This window comes from Psychrobacillus faecigallinarum, from assembly GCF_014836595.1.
GTDB classification, from domain to species: Bacteria; Bacillota; Bacilli; order Bacillales_A; family Planococcaceae; genus Psychrobacillus; species Psychrobacillus faecigallinarum.
Window position 1 is genome coordinate 96,206 of sequence record NZ_JACSQO010000007.1, and the last position, 26,825, is coordinate 123,030.

General features: G+C 37.4%; 29 protein-coding genes. 28 read left to right on the plus strand and 1 reads right to left on the minus strand.

Features of this window, described 5'->3' with window-relative positions:
- Nucleotides 1-333 precede the first annotated feature (333 nt).
- From H9650_RS13770 to H9650_RS13840, 15 genes are all read left to right on the plus strand, one after another.
- A complete protein-coding gene (locus H9650_RS13770; protein ID WP_191697450.1) occupies nt 334-1,104 on the plus strand; it encodes a CheR family methyltransferase in 771 nt (256 codons plus the stop codon).
- 150 nt (nt 1,105-1,254) lie between these two features.
- Nucleotides 1,255-2,436: a chorismate synthase gene (gene aroC / locus H9650_RS13775; protein WP_191697451.1), complete on the plus strand. Its 1,182-nt coding sequence runs from the start codon at nt 1,255-1,257 to the stop codon at nt 2,434-2,436.
- Between the two features lie 2 nt (nt 2,437-2,438).
- The gene (aroB, locus tag H9650_RS13780; protein WP_191697452.1) at nt 2,439-3,527 is read left to right on the plus strand and encodes a 3-dehydroquinate synthase; all 1,089 of its coding nucleotides are present in this window, start codon (nt 2,439-2,441) and stop codon (nt 3,525-3,527) included.
- Nucleotides 3,528-3,893, plus strand: a complete 366-nt coding sequence (gene aroH, locus H9650_RS13785) for a chorismate mutase (protein ID WP_191697453.1) — start codon at nt 3,528-3,530, stop codon at nt 3,891-3,893.
- A gap of 22 nt (nt 3,894-3,915) precedes the next feature.
- Nucleotides 3,916-5,016: a histidinol-phosphate transaminase gene (gene hisC / locus H9650_RS13790; protein ID WP_191697454.1), complete on the plus strand. Its 1,101-nt coding sequence runs from the start codon at nt 3,916-3,918 to the stop codon at nt 5,014-5,016.
- Nucleotides 5,016-6,113, plus strand: coding sequence for a prephenate dehydrogenase (locus H9650_RS13795; RefSeq protein WP_144536881.1), 1,098 nt, complete (start codon nt 5,016-5,018; stop codon nt 6,111-6,113). The genes hisC and H9650_RS13795 overlap by 1 nt, the downstream gene beginning before the upstream one ends.
- Before the next feature lie 13 nt (nt 6,114-6,126).
- Nucleotides 6,127-7,419 (plus strand): 3-phosphoshikimate 1-carboxyvinyltransferase, encoded by a 1,293-nt coding sequence (gene aroA / locus H9650_RS13800; RefSeq protein WP_151110158.1) that lies wholly within the window; start codon nt 6,127-6,129, stop codon nt 7,417-7,419.
- 94 nt (nt 7,420-7,513) lie between these two features.
- A complete protein-coding gene (locus tag H9650_RS13805; protein WP_225216082.1) occupies nt 7,514-8,758 on the plus strand; it encodes a tetratricopeptide repeat protein in 1,245 nt (414 codons plus the stop codon).
- 20 nt (nt 8,759-8,778) lie between these two features.
- A complete protein-coding gene (locus H9650_RS13810) occupies nt 8,779-9,330 on the plus strand; it encodes a ReoY family proteolytic degradation factor (protein ID WP_144536877.1) in 552 nt (183 codons plus the stop codon).
- A gap of 16 nt (nt 9,331-9,346) precedes the next feature.
- Entirely contained in the window at nt 9,347-9,796 is a 450-nt protein-coding gene (locus tag H9650_RS13815; RefSeq protein WP_144536875.1) for a YpiF family protein, read from the plus strand.
- 154 nt (nt 9,797-9,950) lie between these two features.
- Entirely contained in the window at nt 9,951-10,454 is a 504-nt protein-coding gene (locus H9650_RS13820) for a ubiquinol-cytochrome c reductase iron-sulfur subunit (protein ID WP_144536873.1), read from the plus strand.
- 20 nt (nt 10,455-10,474) lie between these two features.
- Nucleotides 10,475-11,149, plus strand: a complete 675-nt coding sequence (qcrB, locus tag H9650_RS13825; protein WP_144536871.1) for a menaquinol-cytochrome c reductase cytochrome b subunit — start codon at nt 10,475-10,477, stop codon at nt 11,147-11,149.
- A gap of 41 nt (nt 11,150-11,190) precedes the next feature.
- A complete protein-coding gene (locus H9650_RS13830; protein ID WP_191697455.1) occupies nt 11,191-11,973 on the plus strand; it encodes a menaquinol-cytochrome c reductase cytochrome b/c subunit in 783 nt (260 codons plus the stop codon).
- Between the two features lie 117 nt (nt 11,974-12,090).
- Nucleotides 12,091-12,678 carry a DUF1405 domain-containing protein gene (locus H9650_RS13835; protein WP_191697456.1) on the plus strand — a complete coding sequence of 196 codons (588 nt, stop codon included), beginning with the start codon at nt 12,091-12,093 and terminating at the stop codon, nt 12,676-12,678.
- Between the two features lie 63 nt (nt 12,679-12,741).
- Nucleotides 12,742-13,416 carry a zinc metallopeptidase gene (locus H9650_RS13840; protein ID WP_191697514.1) on the plus strand — a complete coding sequence of 225 codons (675 nt, stop codon included), beginning with the start codon at nt 12,742-12,744 and terminating at the stop codon, nt 13,414-13,416.
- A 133-nt stretch (nt 13,417-13,549) separates the two neighbouring features.
- Here H9650_RS13840 and H9650_RS13845 read toward each other — a convergent pair whose 3' ends face one another.
- Nucleotides 13,550-14,419, minus strand: coding sequence for a YitT family protein (locus tag H9650_RS13845; protein WP_151110150.1), 870 nt, complete (start codon nt 14,417-14,419; stop codon nt 13,550-13,552).
- Nucleotides 14,420-14,520: 101 nt separating this feature from the next.
- Between H9650_RS13845 and H9650_RS13850 the strand changes: the two genes are divergently transcribed.
- From H9650_RS13850 to asnS, 13 genes are all read left to right on the plus strand, one after another.
- Nucleotides 14,521-14,856, plus strand: a complete 336-nt coding sequence (locus tag H9650_RS13850; protein ID WP_151110148.1) for a nucleotide pyrophosphohydrolase — start codon at nt 14,521-14,523, stop codon at nt 14,854-14,856.
- Nucleotides 14,856-15,632, plus strand: coding sequence for a 4-hydroxy-tetrahydrodipicolinate reductase (gene dapB / locus H9650_RS13855; RefSeq protein ID WP_191697457.1), 777 nt, complete (start codon nt 14,856-14,858; stop codon nt 15,630-15,632). Before H9650_RS13850 ends, dapB begins: the two co-directional genes overlap by 1 nt.
- An 11-nt stretch (nt 15,633-15,643) precedes the next feature.
- Nucleotides 15,644-16,051: a methylglyoxal synthase gene (gene mgsA / locus H9650_RS13860; protein WP_144536859.1), complete on the plus strand. Its 408-nt coding sequence runs from the start codon at nt 15,644-15,646 to the stop codon at nt 16,049-16,051.
- A 19-nt stretch (nt 16,052-16,070) separates the two neighbouring features.
- Nucleotides 16,071-17,201, plus strand: a complete 1,131-nt coding sequence (bshA, locus tag H9650_RS13865; protein ID WP_144536857.1) for an N-acetyl-alpha-D-glucosaminyl L-malate synthase BshA — start codon at nt 16,071-16,073, stop codon at nt 17,199-17,201.
- Entirely contained in the window at nt 17,201-18,382 is a 1,182-nt protein-coding gene (locus H9650_RS13870) for a CCA tRNA nucleotidyltransferase (protein ID WP_191697458.1), read from the plus strand. Before bshA ends, H9650_RS13870 begins: the two co-directional genes overlap by 1 nt.
- The gene (locus tag H9650_RS13875) at nt 18,372-19,352 is read left to right on the plus strand and encodes a biotin--[acetyl-CoA-carboxylase] ligase (protein ID WP_225216094.1); all 981 of its coding nucleotides are present in this window, start codon (nt 18,372-18,374) and stop codon (nt 19,350-19,352) included. The genes H9650_RS13870 and H9650_RS13875 overlap by 11 nt, the downstream gene beginning before the upstream one ends.
- 267 nt (nt 19,353-19,619) lie before the next feature.
- Complete coding sequence (gene panB, locus H9650_RS13880; protein WP_191697460.1) at nt 19,620-20,477, plus strand: 3-methyl-2-oxobutanoate hydroxymethyltransferase; 858 nt, start codon at nt 19,620-19,622, stop codon at nt 20,475-20,477.
- Nucleotides 20,452-21,300, plus strand: coding sequence for a pantoate--beta-alanine ligase (gene panC / locus H9650_RS13885; RefSeq protein WP_151110140.1), 849 nt, complete (start codon nt 20,452-20,454; stop codon nt 21,298-21,300). Before panB ends, panC begins: the two co-directional genes overlap by 26 nt.
- Nucleotides 21,300-21,683 (plus strand): aspartate 1-decarboxylase, encoded by a 384-nt coding sequence (gene panD, locus H9650_RS13890; protein WP_144536847.1) that lies wholly within the window; start codon nt 21,300-21,302, stop codon nt 21,681-21,683. The genes panC and panD overlap by 1 nt, the downstream gene beginning before the upstream one ends.
- Nucleotides 21,684-22,031: 348 nt before the next feature.
- Nucleotides 22,032-24,791, plus strand: coding sequence for an ATP-dependent DNA helicase DinG (gene dinG / locus H9650_RS13895; protein WP_191697461.1), 2,760 nt, complete (start codon nt 22,032-22,034; stop codon nt 24,789-24,791).
- A 22-nt stretch (nt 24,792-24,813) separates the two neighbouring features.
- Complete coding sequence (locus H9650_RS13900) at nt 24,814-24,984, plus strand: YpmA family protein (RefSeq protein ID WP_144536843.1); 171 nt, start codon at nt 24,814-24,816, stop codon at nt 24,982-24,984.
- Nucleotides 24,985-24,987: 3 nt separating this feature from the next.
- Nucleotides 24,988-25,476, plus strand: a complete 489-nt coding sequence (locus H9650_RS13905) for a cell wall elongation regulator TseB-like domain-containing protein (protein ID WP_191697462.1) — start codon at nt 24,988-24,990, stop codon at nt 25,474-25,476.
- 28 nt (nt 25,477-25,504) lie between these two features.
- Nucleotides 25,505-26,800 carry an asparagine--tRNA ligase gene (asnS, locus tag H9650_RS13910; protein WP_191697463.1) on the plus strand — a complete coding sequence of 432 codons (1,296 nt, stop codon included), beginning with the start codon at nt 25,505-25,507 and terminating at the stop codon, nt 26,798-26,800.
- Nucleotides 26,801-26,825: the final 25 nt, after the last annotated feature.

Consider the following 26,825-nt stretch of genomic DNA (forward strand, 5'->3'; position numbering starts at 1 on the left):
CTAAAAGTCTAATCAATGAATGTGAACAACTTGAAATGCTAATGTTTAAGCCACTTGGCCAAAGCACCAGTTGTCCGTAAATTAAATGCAATGATTGATTCCTTTTCATTTATCCATTGGTAGAACTTCTTTACTCAACTATTAAGAGACCACCACCTCCTTTCTATGTGTTTGCTTATCTTTGCTAAATTCCTTCTAATCCTATGTTTTATATTTTATCTAACAAAAAAGAATTTAAAGTAAATGTTCATATTTATCTGTTTTTTAACTATATTCTAAACGAATAGATTGCGCTATACTTTATAGATAGGCTAGTGGAAGGGAACGATATATTTGCAAGATTACATAAAATTTGTCGAATCTATTAAAAGAAAAACTGGTATTGACTTAGCTTTATATAAGGAAGCCCAAATGAAACGTCGCTTAACGTCATTATATGAAAAAAAAGGTTATAAGAATTTTATTTCTTTCTTTGAGGCGATAGACAAAGACCGAGATCTTCTGAATGAGTTTTTAGACAGGATGACCATTAATGTGTCAGAATTTTATCGAAACAGTAAGAGATGGGAAGTATTACAACAAAAACTTTTTCCAAAGCTGTTAGCCGAAAATAAGCGATTAAAAATATGGAGTGCTGCGTGCTCAACAGGAGAAGAACCCTATACTACAGCCATGGTGCTTTCAAACCATCTACCATTGTCTCAGATATCAATTATTGCTACTGACATAGATGAAAATGCAATCCAAAGAGCGAAGGTAGGTATCTATCCTGAAAGGTCATTGGCCGAGGTACCAGTTGAAATGAAGAATAAGTATTTTGAGAAGCAAACTTCATTTTATAAAATAGATGATATTATTAAACGAACAGTTACCTTTAAAAAGCATAATCTTTTAATGGATACATACGAGAAAAATCTCGATTTGATTATTTGTCGCAATGTCATGATTTATTTTACGGAAGAAGCTAAAGACCAAATTTACCAAAGTTTTAGCAACTCATTACGTCCAGGTGGGATACTTTTTGTTGGCAGTACAGAACAAATTTTTAATCCTACTAAATATGGATTTGAGCCGGAGGATACTTTTTTCTATAGAAAAAAGTAGTAAGATTGCATTAAGTTTGGTTAAGCAAGGAATTAGTGACATTTAATGAGGAACTGTCCGATACAAAACGGACAGTTTTTCTTCTATACTTTAAGTTTATATGTTATAGTTGAAAACAAATACTTTAGCGAGTTGAAGGGGGAAAGCGTTGTGCGTTATTTAACAGCAGGTGAGTCACATGGACCACAACTAACAGCCATAATAGAGGGTTTACCAGCCCAATTAGAGATTACAGGTGAAAAGATAAACAAGGAATTAAAACGACGTCAAGGTGGACATGGCCGTGGAAGACGTATGCAAATAGAGAAAGATACAGTTGCCATCACAGCAGGAGTGCGTCACGGTAAATCATTAGGATCTCCAGTCTGCCTAGTAGTTAATAATGATGATTGGAAACATTGGACACATATTATGGGCATTGAACCGCTTGGAGAAGATGTGGATCCGGACGAGATTAAAAGAAAGATTACAAGACCCCGTCCAGGTCACGCAGATCTTGTCGGTGGGATGAAATATGGCCATCGTGATCTACGAAATGTTTTAGAGCGTTCTTCTGCTAGAGAAACAACCGTCCGAGTGGCAGTTGGAGCAGTAGCAAAACAATTATTAAATGAGCTTGGTATTTCCATTGTTGCTCATGTAACCAAAATAGGCGGTATTGAAGCAAATTTAAATTTAGCAGAAGGAATGTCGATTGATGAAATTCGTGAGAGAGTGGAGGCAGACCCTGTCTATTGTTTAGATTCTGAAGCTTCTGCGAAGATGGTGGAGGCAATTGATCAAGCTAAAAAAGCTGGAGACACTATTGGAGGAATCGTTGAGGTAATAATTACTGGTATGCCTGCAGGTGTTGGAAGCTATGTTCATTATGATCGAAAGCTTGACGGTAAACTCGCTATGGCAATGATGAGTATCAATGCATTTAAGGGAGTCGAGGTTGGCTTAGGATTTGAGATGGCTAACTTGTTTGGTAGTCAAGTGCACGATCAAATCTCTTGGAACAAAGAAGAGGGATACGTTCGTGATACAAACAGACTTGGTGGTATCGAGGGAGGTATGTCAACAGGAATGCCGATTGTTGTAAGGGGTGTGATGAAGCCTATACCAACATTATATAAACCATTACAAAGTGTCGATATCGATACAAAGGAGCAGTTTAAAGCAAGCATTGAACGATCTGATAGCTGTGCAGTACCAGCAGCATCTGTAGTAGCAGAAAACGTTATTGCCTGGGAAGTTGCTTCAGCTGTATTAGATACTTTTAAAGGCGATCAAATGGATATTTTAAAAGCAGATATTGAAAGACATAGAGCGTATACAAAGGGGTTTTGAACATGATTATCCCAGTTAAAACAAATGCCTCTGGTTACGAGGTGCATCTTGGAGAAGGCATCCTTGAGGATTTTTCCTTCAGAAATAAAAAAAAGCTAGAAGACTATGATCAGCTAATTATCGTAAGCGATGAAATTGTTTGGAGTTTACATGAGGACTATGTAAGAGAAAATTTTACCGCTCCGTTTAAAATTTGTATTGTTCCAACTGGAGAGTCCTGTAAAACCTTTGAATCCTATTTAAATGTTCATACCTTTCTTTTACAGGAGGGAGCTACAAGGAACTCTGCTATATTTGCTTTTGGGGGAGGGGCTGTAGGAGATTTAACAGGGTTTGTTGCAGCCACCTTTATGCGAGGCATTGCATTCTATCAAATCCCTACTACTATCCTTGCACATGACAGCTCTGTTGGTGGGAAAACAGCGATTAATCATCCGATTGGAAAGAATATGATAGGTGCTTTTTATCAGCCGAAAGAAGTAATTTATGATTTTCACTTTTTAAAGACACTTCCTCTAAGAGAGGTTAAGTCTGGCATGGCTGAGGTTATTAAGCATTCACTTATTAGCGATAATAAGTGGGTGGAGGAATTTTACCAGCTTACTTCATTAAATAATTTAGATAAACAGCAATTGTTACACTGGCTAGATAAGGGCATCCGTGTCAAAGCCAAAATTGTTGAAATGGATGAAAAAGAGAGCAGCTTCCGAAAATATCTCAACTTTGGGCATACATATGGTCACGCAGTAGAAGCATCCATTGGATACGGAAAGATTTCACATGGGGAAGCAGTAATGATTGGAATGATTCCCGCACTAATGCTTAGTGAAAAGTTCGGCAATCTGCCTAATGGCTTTGCAAAATCATTTTACTCGCTGGCTATTAGACTTGGATATGATATAAAGCAGGTTTTAGCATGTCCCTTTGAGAAATTGGCGGATTTCATGCTGAAGGATAAAAAGACAATGAAAAAGCAACTGCATTTTGCATTACTTGACACCATTGGGGTGCCTTTTATAAAGGTTGTTCCAATGGAAGACATAAAACAGTGTGACGAACAATTACGAAAATGGATAATGGAGGGGAAATAATTGATTAGAGGCGTTAGAGGAGCAACAACAGTGGATGCAGATTCTAATGAGCAAGTATTGCAAGAAACGTCCCGTCTTGCTTTAGAAATGGTCAAGGCGAACGACATTGATCCTGAGTCAATCGCTTCTGTCATTATTAGCACCACTACGGATATTACTTCAGCTTTTCCTGCGAGGGCTGTGAGAGGTATAGAAGGATGGTCGTACGTCCCGGTAATGTGTACGCACGAAATGAATGTCCCGGGTGCGCTAGAGAAATGCATACGTTTAATGATGCATGTCAATACAGAGAAATCACAAAAGGAAATTCAACACATATATTTAAACAAGGCAATTCAATTGAGACCAGACTTATTAAAAAGATAATAATAGAATTGGGGTAAATAGAATGAAATTCAAAAAACAAATTGCTGGATTACAAGCATACCAACCAGGAAAAACAATGGATGAAGTTAAGAAGGCCTTTAATCTTGAAACGGTTACAAAGCTTGCATCTAACGAAAATCCATATGGTGCTTCACCAAAAGTAAAGGAATTTTTGGCAAATGCTAATATAGATTTTGCTTTATATCCAGATGGATATGCCTCTAAGCTTCGCGCTGCGGTTGCTAACCATTTGAATATTTCCGAAAAGCAATTGTTATTTGGTAACGGCTCTGACGAGAATATATTAATCGTTTCCAGAGCGATTCTAGAGCCTGGTTTAAATACTATTATGGCAGATTTAACTTTTGGTCAATACAAGCATAATGCCGTGGTGGAGGGCGCAGAAGCACGTACTGTTCCTCTTACAGCAGAGGGAGAGCATGATTTAGAAAAAATGCTTGCGGCCATCGATGAAAACACAGCAATTGTTTGGATTTGTAATCCTAATAATCCTACCGGGACACTAACTCCAAGCGATAAGATAAAGGCTTTTGTAGAGCAAGCACCAAGTGATGTATTAATCGTATTAGATGAAGCTTATACAGAGTACATCACGGATAATAGTTATGAAGATTCTATTCAGTTAATAGAAAAACATCCCAATGTTTTAGTGATGCGTACCTTCTCAAAAGCTTATGGGCTAGCAAGCTTCCGTGTAGGTTACGCAGTAGGTTCTGAGGAAGTAATTAGTCAGCTAGAGCCGACAAGAGAGCCATTTAACAATACAGTCATCTCTCAGGAAGTAGCCATATTAGGACTGAGCGATCAGCAATTCATCGCTGATTGCAAGGAAAAAAATAATGCTGGGAAATCTCAATTCGAAGCATATTGTAGAGAGAGAAAGCTGCACTTCTATCCTTCTCACACAAATTTTATTTTGATGGAAGTAAAAGCAGATAGTGACGTAGTTTTCCAAGGGCTTATGCAGCGTGGATATATCGTTCGCAGTGGTAATGCTTTAGGAAAACCAGGGTATCTTAGAATTACTATTGGAACAAAAGAACAAAATGAAGAATTACTTCAAAAACTAGATGAAGTATTGACAGAGGTAGGGGTAATTTAATGAAACAAACCATCTTCATTATTGGACTTGGTCTCATAGGAGGCTCTCTAGCTTTAGGGCTAAAGAGGAAAGACGGTCTGACTATTGTAGGCTATGATAGCAATGAAAATTCTCTTGTTACTGCTAAAAAGCTAGGGGTAATTGATGAAATTGCTTCTAATATGGAAGATGCTGCACAGCAAGCAGATATTATCGTATTTGCAACTCCAGTCAGTATAACAATCGACCTTATGAAGCTGCTTCCAACATGGAAACTAAAAGAAAATGTGATCATTACGGATACGGGTAGCACGAAGAATGAAATAATGAATGCTGCTGAAGTACTTAAGCATTTTGGAATTACTTTTATTGGGGGGCATCCGATGGCTGGTTCCCATAAAAGTGGTATAGGAGCAGCTCGTGCCTATTTGTTTGAAAATGCATATTATATGCTTACTCCCTTTGTAGACGAAGCGGAGGAAAATTTAAAGAGACTTAAGGATATTTTGCTAGTTACTAAAGCAAAGCTCGTTGAGATTAGTGCACAGGAGCATGACCATATGACAGCAACTGTTAGCCACTTCCCTCATTTAATAGCAGCCTCACTTGTACATCAACTGTCAGAGGAAAATAAGAGCTTTCCTTTTACAAAGCAGCTAGCAGCAGGTGGTTTTCGAGATATAACTCGTATTGCTTCTTCCAACCCGATTATGTGGAGAGACATAACGATGCAAAACCGCCAGGAAATTAGTAATCAGCTTCAGCTTTGGACGGAGGAGATGTTACGATTAAAGCATCTTATAGAAAAGGCAGACCAAAAAGATATCGAGGAATACTTTGCACAGGCAAAACAAATTCGAGATGATCTACCAATTGCTCAAGGAGCATTATATAGTGTATATGACCTGTATGTGGATGTTCCGGATTATGCCGGTGTTATCTCCGAAGTTATTGGTTATTTAGCAAAAGAGGATATAAGTATAACAAATTTGCGTATTGTGGAAACAAGAGAAGACATATTTGGTATTTTGGTCATTAGCTTTCAGTCGATGGAAGACCGTGCGAAGGCTGTTAAATGTATTGCTACTCATACCTCATTTGATACATATATTGCTTAGGGAGGGATCTACGATGTCAGATAAACTATTAAATTTTGATAAGCCTTCCTTACAAGGAAGTATTAAAATACCAGGGGATAAATCAGTTTCTCATCGTTCTATTATGTTTGGGGCTATCGCAGAAGGAACTACAACAGTAGAAGGCTTCCTACAGAGTGATGATTGCTTAAGTACAATTGATTGCTTCTCAAAGCTCGGGGTTGATATAAAGGTAGAAGAGGACCGTGTAGAAATAAAAAGCAACGGGATTTCTACATGGAAAGAACCTGATGAGATTTTATATACTGGTAACTCTGGAACTACAACTCGTTTAATGCTTGGAATATTAGCAGGATCTAATATCTCCTCTGTACTAATAGGGGATGAGTCAATTCAAAAAAGGCCTATGAAAAGAGTTACTGAGCCATTAAAGCAAATGGGCGCAAAACTGATTGGTCGAGCAAATGGACAGTACACCCCAATATCAGTGGAGGGGTCAAATTTGCAGGCCATCCATTATAAAATGCCTGTAGCAAGTGCTCAAGTTAAATCTGCTATATTATTAGCTGCTTTGAATGCTGAAGGTGAAACAATAGTAGAAGAAATAGAGACTACTCGTGACCATACAGAAAAAATGCTTAGTCATTTTGGAGTAAATATTCAAGTTGAGGACAGAATGATTCGTCTTCACGGTGGGCAAAAGCTAACAGGTACTCATGTAATAGTGCCTGGGGATATATCATCTGCTGCCTTTTTCTTGGTTGCGGGGGCTATTTCTCCAAAGAGTAGGTTGGAGCTGACCAATGTAGGGTTAAATAAAACTCGGACAGGGATCATTGACGTATTACAATCTATGGGTGCATCTTTAACAATCGATATATCAGAAAATACAAGTCACGAGCTAATCGGTGCTTTGACTATTGAAACGTCAGATTTAAAAGGTACAACTATAGGAGGCGATCTAATTCCTAGATTAATAGATGAGATACCAGTAATAGCTCTTCTAGCAACTCAAGCTAAGGGAAAAACAATTATCAAAAATGCAGAAGAATTAAAAGTAAAAGAAACAAATCGCATAGACGCAGTTGTTAATGAACTACGAAAACTTGGAGCTAATATTACTCCTACAGAAGACGGGATGATCATAGAAGGGCCAACTCCATTGCATGGCGGAGAATTATTGACTTACGGAGACCATCGTATTGGGATGATGGCTGCTATTGCGGCACTAATTACAGAGGGATCGGTATCAATCGACAATCATGAATGTATTGCTGTTTCTTATCCAAATTTCTTTGAACATATAGAAAAAGTCACGAAACAATAACTTTTCCATAACTCTCCCTAATAAGGAGAGTCTTTTTCTTGTTCTACTTTAAAAGTTCTTGTACGATTAATAAATGAGAAGGAATGGTGATGATATGGAAAGAATGATGCCCTTTATTCGAGTAATGGAGAATGGAGATATAGAAAAGTTAGGAGTAATGCTGGACGCTTTCTTGCTAGAAGGAGATCCGGATGAGCAGTATGAGTTAGCTGATATGTTGACAGAGTATGGATTTGTCCAAGAGGCATTAAAGCTTTTAGAGCATTTAAACTTTATATTCCCAGAAGAGGATCAGCTCAAAATAGATCAGGCACAATTATATTTAGAATTGAATAAAGAAGACGATGCTTTGGAAATGCTAAGCAATATAGAAAAGAAAAGTGAGTCCTATCCACAGGCTTTGCTTACTTTAGCTGATTATTATCAAATGATTGGTTTATATGAGGTTGCTGAACATAAAATAAATGAAGCAATTGCTATTTTACCAAAAGAGCCATTACTGCAATATGCAAAAGGCGAGCTATTGTTTGAAACGGGGAGATATTTAGAGGCTGCGCGATTAATGGAGGAGCTGTTAGCTTCTCAAAATGAGCTACAAGGAGTGAATTTGCCTTTAAAAGTAGCTGAAATTTATAGTGCTGGTGCTGCTTATGAAGAGGCGATTCCTTATTACACAGATGCATTAAAGAAGGAAGCGGCCCCTGAAGTTCTATTCCAAGCTGCTTATGCTTTTTTCCAAGCTAGACAATATGAAACTGCAGCAAAACATTTAAATCATCTTTTAGAAATTGATCCAGATTTCTTCTCAGGGTATATGCTCCTGGCAGAAACTTATGCAATGCTGGAAAAGAACGAGGAAGCATTAGAGGCTATTACAAACGGAATAGCTCGAGATGAATTTGAAAAAGAATATTATTTATTTGCAGGTAAAATTTCATTGAAATTGGGTAGAGTGAAGGAAGCAGAAAGTTTTCTTCAGCAAGCTATAGCATTAGATCCGGAATATATGGATGCTATCTACATACTTTCTTCTTTGTTTTCACAGGAAGAGATGGATGAAGAACTGATTGAACTATACGAGGCCTTAAAACAAGAGCAATTTGAATGGTCATCTATGTATCCACTTCTAGCAGAGGCATATGAACGTTTAGAAATGTATGAAAAAGCATACGAATTTTATAAACTTGCATATACTGAACATAAAGAGGATGTAGCATTTTTAGAAAAATACTTATACTTCCTTTTAGAAGAAGGTAAACGTGAAGAAGCTAAAGAAATCATTTCCAAATTGCAGAAGCTTCAGCCTGAAAACAGTGAATGGTTTGACATGATGGAATAAAGATAGGAAGGAGAGGTTATGTGACTGCTTCTGTTTCAGTTGGCGAGAAAAAAGAGTTTGTCCGTTGGTTTTTGAAAAAGTATCAAATGAAAAGAAGAGAGTGCGTGTGGATTTTAAATTACTTAATAAGCCATGAAACAATGTTGAACAATGTACATTTTGTGGAGGAAGCTCATTATTGCCCTCGTGCTATGATTATGTCTGTAACTACTTCCTCCGGAATACCTTTTAGATTCTATAAAGGTAGTATCATGACCGCGGATGCAGAAAAATCATTTCATGATCTTCGATTGCACCCAGAGGAAGAAATGTATATTCAGTTGAACTTTCAAACTCTTCCTCCTAGTCCGGAGTACCTAGCAGTTTTAGAAGAGAACCCATATATGCCGAAATACTTGCATATTAGTGAAAAAGATAAGATGATAGCAGAAGATATATTGACAGAAAGCTTGCAATCTTTTCAGGCTGAGCAGTTGAAAAAACAGATTGATCAAGCAATTGACGAAAACAATAAAGAAAAATTTCTCGAGCTTTCCGCATTGTGGAAAAATCTTCCGTATAGAGAAAAATAGGAGAGATGAGATTATCATGCATTGGAACGGAAAAGATAGCGCAGTTTTTCAAGCACAAAAAGAGTATATAGACACAGCAATAATTCCACTAATATTAATAGATGGTTCAGAGCATGGCTTCCCATTTGCTGCTTCGGCAGCTGATTTTACCTTATCGTTAGCCAACACAATTGAAAATCAGTTTAAAGGAAGGATTGTATTATTTCCTTCCTTCTCTTACACGAATAATCAGGACAAGCAGTCATTACTAGATGCTTGGAATGAGGAATTAAAAAAAGCTGGGTTTAAACACACATTTTACGTTACTTCTGATAGAGAGTGGAGTACAATGGGGGAGGATCAAAATGTAATATGGTTCCCATCAATACCACTTGATTCCATGGATCAAAAAATGAAAATATCCGTATTGGAAGATCAATTAAGACAATTAATCCCGCTTTTTGCAAAAAAATGGGCAAATTCGTGACAATATCTTTCATTAATTGTTCACAAAGTTCATAATTCGTGGCAGGAATTATTGACCTTCTATTTTTATTGATATATCATTGAAATGTCCTAGTATTATTAATTCAAGCAAGTATGTCCATTGGACTGACCTTTAAGTTAGAGGGGGGAAAAGGATGAGTAACAATAAAGTATCAAGACGTCAATTTTTAAGTTATACATTAACGGGTGTTGGCGGATTTATGGCTGCAGGTATGCTAATGCCAATGGTACGTTTTGCAGTTGATCCTGTATTGCAAAAATCAGAAGGTGGAGACTTCGTACTGACTGAGAAGAAAATTGCAGATCTTACAGATGTGCCTGAACGAGTAGACTTTACTTTTGAACAGGTAGACGGCTGGTACAAGTCTGATGTAACTAGTTCTGCATGGGTTTACAAAGAAGGAGACAGCGTAATCGCATTATCTCCAATCTGTAAGCACTTAGGATGCACAGTCAACTGGGAAGGTGACCCAGCGCACAAAAACCAATTTTTCTGTCCATGTCACGCAGGTCGTTATGAGAAAAACGGACAGAATGTTGCAAAAACACCACCTCTAGGTCCGTTGGATCAATTTGAAGTACGTGAAAATGACGGTTTCTTAGAAATTGGAAAAGCTATAACTAACACATTAGTTTAATGTAAGGGGGTACGACATCAGTGCTTAATAAAATCTATGATTGGGTGGATGAACGTCTTGATATTACACCTATATGGCGTGATATCGCAGACCATGAAGTACCAGAACACGTAAACCCTGCACATCATTTCTCAGCATTTGTTTATTGTTTCGGAGGATTAACTTTCTTCATCACAGTTATTCAAATTCTTTCTGGTATGTTTTTAACAATGTATTACGTACCTGATATCGAGAATGCATGGGAATCTGTTTACTACCTTCAAAACGAAGTAGCATTCGGTGAAATCGTGCGTGGGATGCATCACTGGGGAGCATCACTTGTAATTGTTATGATGTTCTTACATACTTTGCGTGTATTCTTTACTGGTTCTTACAAAAAACCTCGTGAACTAAACTGGATGGTCGGAGTATTAATATTCGCTGTTATGTTAGGTTTAGGATTTACAGGTTACCTACTTCCTTGGGACATGAAAGCATTGTTCGCTACAAAAGTAGGTATTGAAATTGCCGCATCTGTTCCAGTTATTGGTGGCATGATCAAAACGCTATTAGCTGGTGATGAAACAATCATCGGTGCACAAACATTAACAAGATTCTTCGCGATTCATGTATTCTTCTTGCCAGCTGCTCTTTTTGCTTTACTTGCAGCTCACTTTATCATGATTCGTCGTCAAGGTATTTCTGGTCCACTATAATGGGTAAGTGGAACAGATAATTCTTAAAAGGAGGGGACAATATGCATCGCGGAAAAGGTTTGAAATTTGTTGGAGATTCTCGTGTAACGGATCCTTCTAGCCGTAAAAAGAAAACTCCTAAAGACTATTCTGAGTATCCAGGTAAAACAGAAGCTTTCTGGCCTGACTTCTTGTTAAAAGAATGGTTAGTTGGAGCAGTATTTTTAGTCGGTTATTTAGTATTGACAGTCGCACATCCATCGCCGTTAGAGCGACCAGCTGACCCAACGGACACAGGATATATTCCTTTACCTGACTGGTATTTCCTATTTTTATATCAATTATTAAAATACGAATTTGCTTCTGGACCATTTAATATTATCGGTGCAATCGTTATGCCAGGACTTGCTTTCGGAGCACTTTTACTAGTACCATTCTTAGATACAAGCAAGGAAAGAAGCCCATGGAAACGTCCTTTACCAACTGGTTTCATGCTTCTGGCAATTGCTTCCATCATTTTCTTGACTTGGGAATCTGTAGCAAACCATGACTGGGAAGCTGCTAAAGCTCAAGGTGAAATTAGAGAAGAAGTCGAAGTGGAAATTGATGAAACAGCACCCGGCTATGAAATTTATCAGAATGGCTCATCATGTATAGGTTGTCATGGTAATGCATTTGAAGGCGGTATAGGTAAGCCACTTATTGGTTTAGAATATACAGCTGAAGAAATTGTTAATATTGCTCATGAAGGTATTGGAACTATGCCAGGAGGCACATTCCAAGGAACTGAAGAGGAATTACAACAGATTGCTGAGTTTATAACAACTTTACAGCCAGTAGAATAATCCAAAAATTAAGGGAGTCAGGTAACTGGCTCTCTTTTTTTAGCTATAAATTTTTTAATGGTACAACTATGTTACAAAATAACTTAATTATAAAAAAGAGGAGATTGGGTAATATATATGTTAATGCATTTAAAGATGTTGCTTTACAACAAATCCTTTATGTGGTTATTGTTTTTTGTAAATCTTCTGGGCACGATTTATGGTTACATTTGGTATGAAGGGCAATTATCTGTTACTGAAGCTAAGTTTTTAATATTTGTACCAGACAGCCCGACTGCGAGTCTTTTCTTTATGATAGCTCTTCTTGGCTGGCTGCTTAAAAAGAATTGGAAGCTAATAGAAGCATTAGCGCTAATTACATTAGTTAAATACGGTTTATGGGCTGTAGTTATGAATCTATGGACATATGTGGAAATTGGAGGTATTGGATGGATGGGATGGATGCTAGTTGCATCTCATTTTGCTATGGCTTTACAGGCTGTTTTATATATTCCTTTCTATCGTTTTAAACTTGGCCATATTTTAATCGCGGCAATATGGACCTTACATAATGACGTCATTGATTACGTTTTTGGACAAATGCCAACCTATAGAAGCTTAAGTGATTATGCCAATAACATTGGTTACTTTACTTTCTGGCTATCAATTGCATGTATTCTGCTTGCAATATCCATTTATCAAAGAAGGTCAAATCATATTAGTTGATTGTAGATCAGTTTCCTATTAAAATTAGTGTTAGATATTGAGAGGGGGAAAAGTCTGTTGGGAATGTATATCATTTATTTTGCGATAATTTTATTATTGCCGATATATGCACAGATGAAAGTTAAAAGCACCTATAAAAAGTATTCTAAGGTACGTTCTACATCCGGTATGACTGGTGCAGAAGTAGCTAGACGAATTTTAGATGAAAATGGTTTATATGATGTTAAAGTAGTAGAAAGCAGCGGTTTCTTAAGTGATCATTATAATCCGATGACCAAAATTGTCGCGCTATCTAGTCATAACTTCCATGAAGCTACTGTAGCTGGTGCTGCAATAGCTGCTCATGAGGTAGGCCATGCTATTCAGCATAAGGAAGCTTACTCTTTTTTAACATTAAGACATAAATTAGTTCCGGTAGCTAATATATCTTCTAATGCATCTTGGATCTTTATTATGATTGGTATTTTTGCAACTTCAACTAACATGTTGTTATTAGGTATTATTCTATTAGCCATGGGGGTTGTATTCCAAATCGTTACTCTTCCTGTTGAGTTTAATGCCTCTAGTCGAGCTATGAATCAGATGGTTTCGTTAGGTGTTATTCGTAACGAAGAAGAGAGACACGCTAAAAAAGTATTGAGTGCAGCTGCCTTAACGTATGTAGCAGCCGCAGCGGTAGCAGTGCTTGAGCTATTACGTCTAGTCTTAATCTATACAGGTATGTCTAGAGACGAATAGTTAAAAATGAAGACTATCTTAGCTTCTGCTAGGATAGTCTCTTTGTTTTAAAATGATTTTAATATAAATAAAAAACAAAAGAGCATGTTTTGCAGAGTGAAAATGCAAGCATGCTCTTTTTATATCCTTTAGTTTAAAGGAGTGGTCTTTTTTGTTCGTCTAATGTAAAGCCCTCACCCATTACATCATTTGTTTCTGTAACTGAAACAAATGCATGGGGGTCAACAGCTGAGATGATAGTTTTTAATCGCATAATTTCATTTTTAGAAATAACACAATATAAAACTTCCCTATCTTTTTTTGTGTAATGCCCATAGCCTTTTAGGACGGTTACTCCCCGGTCCATTTCGGTTGTTATACGATTAGCAATGGCATCCTGATGTTCAGATATGATGAATGCTCCACGAGCTGCGTATGCACCCTCCTGGACGAAATCTATAACTCGAGCACCTACAAATACTGCAACAAGCGTGTACATCATTGAGCGAATATCCAAGAATGTTAGCCAAGAAACTAAAATAACTAATGCATCAAACATAAACATTGTTTTACCCATGCTCCAGCCCAAATATTTTTGGGCTAATCTAGCAATAATGTCAACTCCACCAGTAGTACCACCAGCTCGGAAGATGATACCAAGCCCTGTACCTATAAAGACACCAGCAAAAAGTGAGGCTAAAAATAAATCATCGCTAATCCCGAGTTGAATCTCATATATATCGAAGATTTTTAAGAAGACAGAAACTGAAAAGGTTCCTATAAGGGTATAATAAAATACTCTTCTACCTAAAAGCTTCCAACCTAAAAAGAACATAGGTATATTCAGCACAAGATTCATAACAGAAACATCTAACCCAAATACAAAATAAAGAATTAGCGTAATCCCTGAAAATCCGCCTTCTCCAAGGGCATTTTGCATATTAAAATGTACAAATCCAAAACTAAAAATTGCAGATCCCAGTATAATCATCAATATATTCTTAAATTTTAAGCCTATTCCCATTGTACCACCTCATTTAATAGTCCATACTAAATCTATAATATTTTATAGCTTTTGACAACAGTAGTGTATATTTATTACGATAAATGTGGGAGAGTGAGTTTATGAAAGAACATAAAAACATGAAAATGCTTCAACAGGAAGTAGATACATACATAAGCCAATTTAAGGAAGGATACTTTCCTCCAATGGAGCTCCTAGCAAGACTCACAGAAGAACTAGGAGAGCTTTCTAGAGAGGTTCAACATAAGTATGGTACTAAGAAAAAAAAGAATACAGAGGTACAGAAGGAACTTGCTGATGAAATGGGTGATTTCTTTTTTGTATTAATTTGTTTGGCTAACTCAGAGGGTATTGACCTAGAAGATGCTTTACAAAAAGTACTTTATAAATATAATACACGTGATAAAGATCGATGGACTAAAAAGGAGGACTCATAATGGTAATAAAAGTAGCGGTAGCAGGGCCCAGAGGCAAAATGGGAAGGGAAGCAGTTGGAACCATTATAAAAAACGAGGATTTTCTATTAGTAGGATTATTAGATTCAAAAAAAACAGAAGCTACCTTAGGAGATAATATACCGATTTATACTTCTTTAACAGAGTTAATCGAAGAAACGGCACCGGACGTTTTAGTTGATTTGACCGTACCTTCTGCTGTTTACGAGCATATTATTACAGCATTGGAGTATGGGGTAAGACCTGTTGTTGGCACTACAGGCTTTTCAGAAGTACAATTAGATAATATTAGAAACTTGGTAGAAGAAAAACAAGTCGGCTGTATTATTGCTCCGAACTTTTCTATTGGAGCCGTATTAATGATGAAGTTTGCCCAAATTGCTGCAAAATATTTACCGGATGTTGAGATAATTGAACTGCATCATGATGAGAAGGTAGATGCGCCTTCAGGGACTGCGATTAAAACTGCACAAATGATACAAAATACTAGAGAAGCTTCAGTTCAAGGTCATCCAGAAGAAGAAGAAATTCTTAAAGGTGCAAGAGGCGCTAATTTTGATGGAATGCGCATTCATAGCGTTCGTTTGCCCGGTTTAATCGCACATCAACAAGTGCTTTTAGGTGGAGATGGTCAGCTATTAACTTTAAGACACGACTCCTTCAATAGAAGTTCGTTTATGTCAGGTGTGGTTATTTCTATTAAAGAAGTGATGAATCAAAGCAAATTAGTGTATGGTTTAGAAGAAATTATCCTATAGGAGGAAGCAACATGAGAATCGCATTAGTTGCCCATGATAAGAAAAAAGAAGATATGATCCAATTTGTAACAGCTTATAAAACCATCTTAGAGGAGCATGAATTATTTGCTACTGGGACGACTGGTAAAAAGATTATTGATGAAGTAGGTTTGTCAGTCAATCGATACAAATCTGGCCCCCTAGGAGGAGACCAACAGATCGGATCAGCAATAGCCAACAATGAAATGGATATGGTTATCTTTTTTAGAGATCCACTTACAGCTCAGCCCCATGAGCCTGATGTAACTGCTTTAATACGTCTATGTGATGTTTATCAAATTCCATTGGCTACAAATATGGGGACGGCAGAAGTACTCTTAAAAGGAATCGAAGAAGGATTTTTAGATTGGCGACTGCTAGAAGAACGCCGCGGACGTTAAGGAAATGAGGATATAATATATGCGTAAATTAAAAATAGGTATCACTTGCTATCCTTCAGTCGGGGGTTCCGGTGTTATTGCAACAGAACTTGGGAAAATGCTGGCAGAAAGAGGTCATGAAATACATTTCATCACTTCTAGCGTGCCTTTCCGTTTAAACAAAATTTACCCAACCATTACCTTTCATCAGGTAGAGGTTAATAGCTATTCGGTATTTCAATACGCTCCATACGATATTGCGCTGGCAAACAAAATGGCTGAGGTAATTCAGGACGAAGGTTTAGACGTTCTGCACGTGCATTATGCTATACCTCACGCGGTTTGTGCAATATTGGCAAAGGATATGGCAAACTCAGACATTGGAATAGTTACTACATTACATGGAACTGATATTACAGTGCTAGGCTATGATTCCTCGCTTACAGGAGCTATTCAATACGGAATTGAGAAGTCTGACGTGGTAACTGCTGTCTCTAAATCCTTAGTAAAGCAAACGAGAGAACTTATAACAACGAAAAAGGATATAGAGACAATTTATAATTTTGTCGATGAAAGAGAATATCATAAAAAAGACGGTGGCAATCTTAAGGAACTCTTAGGTATAAAAGAAAATGAAAAAGTTATTATTCATGTTTCTAATTTCAGGAAGGTCAAGCATGTACCAGATGTAGTAAAAAGCTTTGAGCTCATACATAAAGAAATTCCGGCTAAGCTTTTACTAGTTGGGGATGGACCAGAAAAGCACCCGGTCATGGAATATGTAAAAGGCAAGCCGATTGAAAAGGACGTCCTATTTTTAGGTAAGCAGGAAAATGTTTCGGAATTATATGCAATTTCTGACTTGATGTTACTATTATCTGAAAAGGAGTCCTTTGGATTAGTGCTATTAGAAGCAATGGCGTGTGAGGTTCCATGTATTGGTACAGCAGTAGGAGGGATCCCAGAAGTAATAGTTCCAGGAGAAAATGGGTATCTTGTTCCTCTTGGCGATATAGAAAAAGTAGCTGAATATGGATTGAAGATTTTAAAGGACCCTATTTTACATAATCAATTAAAAGAAACAGCATTAGAGATAGTACGAACTCGTTTTAGCTCTGCACAAATAGTCGAACAATATGAAAAGATGTACGAAAGAGTGGCGAAAAACTGATGAAAGATCGATGGCCAGATGCATTTAAGGTGATTTCTAAACTGGAGGATGCTGGCTTCGAAGCATATGTAGTTGGTGGAGCAGTGCGAGACTTCGTGCGAGGAGTACAAGCGAATGATGTTGACATTACTACAAATGCCTTACCACATGAGGTAAAAACTCTTTTTGAACATACCATCGATGTAGGAATAGAGCATGGAACAGTTCTTGTCGTACTAGAAGATCCTATCGAAGTAACGACCTATAGATCTGAAACGTCTTATAGTGACTTTAGAAGGCCAGATGAGGTCCGGTTTGTCCGAACATTGAGAGAAGATCTCCAGCGTAGAGATTTTACCATCAATGCAATGGCCTTGACGAAGGAAGACGAGCTAATCGACTTTTTTGGTGGTAAACAGGATTTAAAACTTAAAATTATTAAAGCGGTTGGAAATCCAAAGGAACGATTTTCTGAGGATGCTCTTCGTATGCTAAGGGCAATTCGTTTTTCCTCTCAACTAAATTTTTCCTTAGAGAAGTCTACTTTGGATGCTATACAAGAGCTCCATCCTCTAATAACTCACATCTCTATGGAAAGAGTCAAAGTAGAGCTTGAAAAGATTTGGATAAGTAATTATCCGTATAGAGGCATGGAACTTTTTGCTGCAACTGGTCTCTCCGAGCACTTTTTGGGAGATTGGTGTACCAACGTTTCATTATGGAAGCAATTTAATCACTTTGGCAATAGAGCCAATGGCTGGGCTTTTTTTGTATTGATGAACGAGGGACTGAATATAGGCGAGATATTGTCAACTTTCAAATGTTCAAATGATGAGAAGAGCTATGTCAAAAACGTGTTGCTTGCGGTTAAGTTTTTGAAGAAGGGTTTTTGGACTTCATATGAATTATTCCAGTTTACAGTAGAGGTTTTAATTGGTGCCGCCAGCTATAGTCAAATTATACAGCATATTGAACATCCCTATACTCCTGACATATTAGCTGATTTAAAAGCCAGACTGGCTATTTCATCTGTACGTGAGATTGTTGTAAGCGGACATGATCTGATGGAATGGAAGAAGGAAAAGCGTGGGCCATGGATTCGGGAAGTATTAGATAGATTAACTACAATGATATTAAATGAGGAAATAGAAAATGACAGACAACATATAAAGGAATGGTTTATTCGTGAATATGTCAATTAAAGAGAAAATTATTTCCAGATTAAAAGAGGCAAGCGGTGAACCAATCTCAGGACAAATACTAGCAGATGAACTAGAAATATCTAGAACAATGGTATGGAAGTATTTAAAGGGGCTAGAGGAAGAAGGCTATGAAATAGTAGCTATTAAGAAAAAAGGTTACATCCTAAATAGATTGCCTGATACAGTGGCTGCTGAGCGTATTTCTCTTCATCTTCAAACAGAGCATCTTGGAAGGGAAATTATTTATCATCCTGTTTGTGAATCTACGCAAACAATTGCTGCAAATAAAGCTAGAGATGGCGCTCTACATGGTACAGTTGTCATTGCTGAGGAGCAGACAGCCGGGCGTGGAAGAATGGATCGCTCATGGGAATCTTCATCTGGTGAGGGAATATGGATGAGTGTCATTTTGCGTCCGAAAATAACTCCACAATTTGCGGCCCAATTTACTTTAGTAGCTGCTGTATCAATTGCACGAGCTATTGAAGAGGTCACAAATTGTGTTCCTAATATTAAATGGCCAAATGACCTTCTGATTAACGGGAAAAAAGTAACAGGTATTCTAACTGAGCTGCAAGCAGATATGGATAGAGTTCAAGCAATTATTGTTGGGATAGGCATCAATGTCAATCAAACCGCTGATTCTTTTAAGGGGGTATTGGAGCCTATTGCAACCTCTCTAAAAATGGAGTCGGGCACAGCTGTAGACCGGTCTTTATTGGTCTCTAAAGTACTTTTTCATTTAGAAAGATATAGTGATATGTATATAAAACTAGGATTTGAACCTATTAAACTTATTTGGGAAAGCTACAATTGCACATTAAATAATCGCATTAGAGCTACTACCTTAAGAGAGACTGTCGAAGGTCAGGCAATAGGAATGACAAATGATGGGGCGTTACAGCTTCGGCTTGATAATGGGGAGATAAAAAATATATATTCCGCAGATATCGATTTATTAAAAACTTAGTTTGGACGTTTGAGTCGAATTCTGTTATTCTTTATGCGAAGGGTAGTATCTTTAGTGAGAACTACACCTATATTATTGTTAAAAAAATTTAATAGTCTGCCTTGATCTTAGATTGACAGGGACGGAGAAAACCGATGAATTTAAATTTTCTGCCCTTCTGTCCACTTTCGGATTGAAGGGCTTTATATTTGGTTTTCTCTTCATCTTGCAGAATGCATCTGTATTAAGGCTGAGCTGGACGTATGGATATTATGAGGAGGGAAATGATTGAAGACGACGAGTGACTTTTTGAAGATGAAAAGTAAAGAAGACAAGATTACGATGATGACAGCTTACGATTATCCGACTGCTAAGTTTGCAGAAGAGGCTGGAGTCGACATGATTTTAGTTGGTGATTCTGTTGGGATGGTTGTATTAGGCTACGATTCAACAGTATTAGTAACCATGGAAGATATGATTCATCACGGCAAGGCAGCGAGAAGAGGAGCAACAAATACGTTTTTAGTAGTTGATATGCCCTTTGGTACGTATCATGGGAATATTGATCAATCACTTGCGAACGCTGTCCAACTAATGCAAAAGACTGGGGCACAAGCGGTGAAAATTGAAGGGGCAGATGATGTAATACCTGTTATTGAAAGATTGACTTTTGCTGGTATTCCAGTGGTAGCGCATTTAGGTTTATTGCCACAATCGGCTGGAGTTTTAGGTGGCTATAAAGTACAAGGGAAAACTGCAGAAGCAGCACAAAAGCTAATAGAGGATGCAAAAAAATGTGAACAGGCAGGTGCTTGTGCCGTTGTTTTAGAATGTATTCCTTATCAGCTTACCGCAGAAATCTCAAGCAATTTAACTATTCCAACTATCGGTATTGGAGCTGGCTCCACTGCTGACGGCCAAGTATTAGTTTTCCATGATTTAGTGAAATATGGCTCACACCATATCCCTAAATTCGTGAAGGAATACGCGAATGTGGGTGAACCAATTCTTCAAGGCATTAGGCAGTATGTAGAAGAAGTTAAGAGTGGAATATTTCCTTCTTTGGAGCATTCTTTTACGATGAAGGACGAACAATTAAATCAGTTATATGGAGGCAATCATGCGAACAGTTCAAACGATAGATGAATTAAAAGCTATTATCTCAAATCATAAACAACAAACCATTGGATTTGTGGCTACAATGGGTTATTTGCATGAAGGACATAAAACACTTCTGACAAAAGCAAGAGCTGAAAATGAATTCGTAGTTGCAAGTATTTTTGTAAATCCTGCACAATTCGGTCCTAATGAGGATTTAGATAGATATCCACGAGATATTGAAAGAGATACAAAAATTGCCACAGAGGCAGGGGTAGACTTATTGTTTGTTCCAACGCCAGACGAGATGTATCCTTTTGAAAGTGGTATTACTATCAACGCTGGAGAGATTTCAACCAAGCTTTGTGGTGCAACTCGTCCAGGACATTTCGATGGAGTTTTAAAAGTAGTTTCCAAGCTATTTCATTTAATCCAACCTACTAAGGCATACTTTGGCCAAAAGGATGCACAGCAGTTAGCTATAATTAAATTATTTGTAGAAGCATACAACTTTCCACTTGAAATAGTTGGCGTTCCAACTGTCCGTGAGGAGGATGGCCTAGCGAAAAGCTCAAGGAATGTCTTTCTAAGCGAAAAAGAACGAGATGAGGCACCTCATATATACAAGGCGTTAAATTTAGCAAAGGATACATGGTTGAGAACGAAGGATATAGAAGGGGCTATTGCCAAAGCAAAACAATATATTAATGAAAATACTTCTGGTAAAATAGATTACCTGGAGGCATTGGCCTATCCTACTTTACAGCCGGTTAACGAGTATACAGAAGAAGTTCTCTTCGCAACAGCTGTTTTTTTCGAAAAAGCAAGATTAATTGATAATATGATAGTTAATATAAAGGAAGTGCAATGATGTTAAGAATGATGTTAAATAGTAAGATTCACCGGGCAATAGTTACAGAAGCAGATTTAAACTATGTAGGTAGTATTACGATTGACCAAAATATATTAGATGCAGTTGGCATGCTTCCAAATGAAAAAGTTCATATCGTTAACAATAATAATGGTGCCCGCTTTGAAACATATATAATCGCTGGAGAACGTGGTAGCGGTGTAATTTGTGTAAATGGAGCCGCAGCACGTCTTGTACAGCGTGGAGACGTAGTAATCATCCTGTCCTATGCTTATGTGATGAATGAAGAAGCAAAATCACATCAGCCTACAGTGGCAATCATGAATACGGATAACACAATCAATCAAATTATCCACTATGAACCAGAAGCGACTGTTATGTAAGATTTGAAAGCTAGACTTAGCCAAAGTCTAGCTTTCTTTTTGGATTTATAGCCGTTCAATTTACATGGGTAAACCGGAAAAGTGTTGCAGAAATTGAGAGAAGGGTTGCGCGTTCGCGCTAAAGTGTTGCGAGTTTAACAACAAAAGTTGCAGGAAAGCACATCTTCGCAGAGTTGCAGCGATTATGACCGGAATCAGAGCTTATTGCAAATCCAAGCAGTAATTATTATTTCATTCTACATATATTTCGTTTCTATTTATGGAATGTGGTACAATTTTTAAAAAGCAACACAAGAAAGTTTTTAGGAAAAATAGATGCTTTTAATTTAAATGATGGTGAGATGAAGAATGTTGGAAAATCATAAATATGCAGTTGTAGATATTGAAACAACAGGCCATTCATCTGCCAATGGTGACCGAATTATTCAACTTGCAATTGTTTTTATTGAGAACAATCGGATTAGTAATTCATTTACTACGTTCGTAAACCCCAAAAAAGCGATTCCTTTGTTTATTCAGGATTTAACGAATATAAAGGACGAGGATGTAAAGGACGCTCCGTTATTCGAAGAAATTGCTCCTAAAGTTTTGGAAATTCTTCAGGACCATATTTTTGTTGCGCACAATACAAATTTTGATCTGACGTTTCTTCAACAGGAGCTAAAACGGGTAGGGTTGCCTAAATTAGTTTGCAAATCTATTGATACAGTAGAATTCGCTAAGTTGATGTTCCCTAATATTTATAGCTATAAGCTTCAGGACATTGCGACTGAGCTCCATATAGAATTAGAGTCTGCTCACCGTGCGGATGATGATGCATTGGCTACTGCACATTTGCTTTTAAAATGCTTTGATCAGCTGCAAGCATTGCCATTAAAAACGGTGGAGCTATTACATAAAAGATCCTTCCAACTGAAATCCAATCTAGCACTCATCTTTTTTGAAGTTATAACGATAAAAAGAAAGACTTATGTGACCCAAGATTATTTAGAATATCGCGGAATACCACTAAAAGATGTGAAAAAAGAGCCTGCACCAGAATGGAGTAAACTTGCTTATCCGATTTCTAATGATGAAAAGAACCGATTATTCCAACACGGTAGCCTGAAGCTAGAGGAAAGACCAGGGCAATATAAGCTAATGGATGAGATTCACCATGCACTAATAGAATCCAAAGAGATTGTGTGCGAGGCGGAAACCGGAATAGGAAAAACATTAGCCTATCTTATTCCATCTGTTTTATATGGAATAGGTCAAGGAAAGCCTATTATAGTTAGTACTTATACAACACATCTCATTGATCAGCTTATAACAGAGGAAATTCCAAAGCTTTATGACATTCTTAACATTAGACTTAGAGTGGCGAAGCTAAAAGGTATCAATCACTATATTGATGTTTATCGTTTTTGGGAGCACCTTCAGCAAGAGGATGAGTCTTACGACGAGACCTTTACAATTATGCAAGTTTTAGTTTGGCTTACTATAACAGAAGAGGGTGACCTCTCGGAATTGAATGTTTCGGGTGGTGGTCAGCTATTTATAGATAAAATAAGAAGGACCTCAGAAAAAAAGATTAATGATGTAAAAGGGATAGATTTTTATGAGCGTGCTCTTCGTCGAAGTGAGCACTGTGATATCCTTGTAACGAATCATTCCATGATTATTATGGATACGGAACGAGAAACAAAGCTATTGGGCCATGGTTGTGCCACAATTATTGATGAGGCACATCAAATGATTCATGCTAGTATATCCCGAAAAGAAAGAATTTTTTCATATACTAATTGGAAATATATTTTAGGTCAATTTGGCACTCTAGATACAGATCATCTACTTTACAAGCTGTCTCTTCTAAATGTTTCCTTGTCTGTCCGCATTCGTATAGAGAAGCTGTTTGTTGACATAGTTGAATCATTTGATCATGCAATGGGATATGTTATCTCTACTATTCAAAGCTATCCACATAAATCGAAGAGTACCAAACGAACTTATGCTATGGAGGATTTAAATTTAGATAAAGCTTTTTTTATAAAAGTTGCTAAGAATCTACAAACATTTATCTATTCAACTAAGCCCTACGTGGGCTCTGCAAAGAAAAATATTATTGATGAACAATTATTAGTATTAGTAAATGAGTGGGAATATTGGTTACGTGAACTGGAGATTAAAGTAAGTGAATGGGATGAAATCTTCTTGCAGGATAAGGAAGTAGAGGCGAAATGGCTCGAGTTAGATAATAGAAGCGTCCCTGGAAGTCTCACTATCATCAAAAGACCATTAAATTATCAAGAGGATATAAAGGATGCCATGGCTCCTTTAAGAGAGCAGGGAGGAATTATCTGGACTTCTGGAACATTGACAGTGCCCTCCAATAAATACTTTATTACTTCTCAGCTTGGATTGAGCTCAAATATACCTATCCATCAGTTTAAAGTAGAATCTAACTTCTACAAGGGTGCAGAGCTTTTAATCATCGAGGATATGCCAGACATTCAGCAAGTATCTCAATCGGATTATATTGAATCAGTTGCGGAAGCAATTGTCCAGACGGTTTTGGTCACTGGAGGAAGGTGCTTTGTGTTATTTACTTCACAGGATATGTTGCGTAAGACTGTGGAATTGATACAGGATACTAATCTGCTTGAAGATTTCATGCTATTTGCACAAGGAATCACGACTGGGAGCAGGATGCGTTTGTTAAAGTCATTCCAGCGATTTTCTAAGTCTGTATTATTCGGAACTAATAGCTTTTGGGAGGGAGTAGACGTTCCAGGTGAAGCTCTTTCAGTAGTGATTATGGTTCGCTTACCTTTTTCTTCTCCCGATGATCCCTTATTTAAAAAGCGTGCAGAGCTGTTAACTAAAAATGGACAGAATCCTTTTTCTTCTTATTCCTTACCAGAGGCAATTTTAAGATTTAGACAAGGATTTGGAAGATTAATTCGTTCCTCTGCCGATAAAGGAGTATTTATCGTATTAGACAGAAGGATTGATACGAAGTCTTATGGTAGTGATTTTCTACAGGCAATCCCAAATATTCCTGTTAAGAAAGTATCATTAGAAAATATAGTCTTAGAGCTAGAAAATTGGTATACTAATGAAGGATGAGTATTAGAAAGCGGGTATAAATATGGAAAACAAAATTGAAGTGATATCAACCGTCACCGTACAATACCAATCAGATCTATATAAAATAGTGGATGCATTGAACCGTTCGTTGAAGGAAAAGGATCTGATGTTTGGATTAGCATTAGATAAAGAAGATCAAGAAAAAGCAGTCTTCACAATTTATAGGACCTAAACTATGGCATTAAAGAGATGGCTAATATTTATCGTTGTTTTTGCTATCAGTCTCACCATAATCCTAAGCCTACTTATTTATAAGGAAGCAAGAGAACCTTTCAATGATAACCTGATGAAGGCAGAGTCTTATACGCTTCAAAATAATTTATTGAAGACAATAGATGATTCGTATGTGTATAATAATACCGACTCATATCAGACAATTATTGGTACCAATAAGGACGGCTCTAAAAAAGCTTTTTTTATCCCAACAAAGGATAACGAAGAGCAAATTATGGAGGTAAGCCTTGATGAAGGTATATCTGAAGAGAAAGCTGTTTCGATAGCTTTGGAAGGGGAAAAAGGTAGTAAGCTGCTTCACGCGAAATTAGGTGTGGAAGAGGTCGGGCCAGTATGGGAGATTACCTTTGTGAATTCTAAGGATAACCTCAACTACGTATATCTGTTATTTGATAATGGCGATTGGTGGAAGAGAATATCCAATTTGTAAAATATATTTTTAACTTTTGGAGGACAACATGAAAAAAATTATGATTAAAGATATGTCTAGCCATGTTGGAGAGACAGTAAAACTTGGTGCGTGGCTTGCAAACAAACGCTCAAGTGGTAAGATTGCCTTTTTACAGCTTCGCGATGGTTCTGGATTTGTACAAGGAGTAGTAGTGAAGGAAGTTGTGGGAGAAGAGATTTTCCAAACAGCAAAAGGTTTAACTCAAGAAACTTCTATGTATATTACTGGAGAAGTAACAAAAGATGAGCGTTCTTCATTTGGTTACGAGCTTCAAGTAAAAGAAATAGAGGTAATTCATGCAGCGGTAGATTATCCAATCACACCGAAAGAACACGGTACTGAGTTCCTAATGGACAACCGTCACCTATGGTTACGTTCAAGAAAACAACACGCGATCATGAAAATTCGTAACGAAATTATCCGCGCTACATACGAATTCTTTAATAATAACGGCTTTGTAAAAATGGATCCCCCAATTTTAACTGGCTCCGCTCCAGAAGGAACTTCTGAGCTTTTCCAAACTAAGTATTTCGATGAGGATGCTTATTTGTCTCAGTCTGGTCAGCTATATATGGAAGCAGCTGCTATGGCCTTAGGAAAAGTATTCTCTTTTGGACCAACATTCCGTGCAGAAAAATCCAAAACACGCAGACACTTAATTGAATTTTGGATGATTGAGCCTGAAATGGCATTTATAGAATTTGATGAGAACTTAGAAGTACAAGAGCAATACGTTTCCTTTATTGTTCAGGCCGTTCTTAAAAACTGTCAATTAGAATTAGAGCGCTTAGGTCGCGATACATCTAAACTGGAAAAAATTCAAGCACCTTTCCCTCGTATTACTTATGACGATGCAATCAAGTTCTTACATGAGAAAGGCTTTGATGATATCAAGTGGGGGGACGATTTCGGATCACCTCATGAAACAGCTATCGCAGAAAGCTATGATATGCCAGTTTTCATCACTCATTATCCAGTAGGCATTAAGCCATTTTATATGCAGCCACATCCAGACAGAGAAGATGTTGTATTATGTGCCGATTTAATTGCTCCAGAAGGATATGGTGAAATTATCGGTGGTTCTGAACGTATTCATGACTATGACCTATTAAAGCAACGTCTTGCGGAACATAAATTAGATGAATCAGCCTATGCTTGGTATTTAGAGCTTCGTAAACAAGGGTCTGTTCCTCACTCAGGATTTGGTCTTGGATTAGAACGTACTGTAGCTTGGTTAAGTGGAGCAGAGCACGTTCGTGAATCTATACCATTCCCAAGACTATTAAATCGTTTGTATCCATAATCTTAAGCCAAAGGAACAATATATA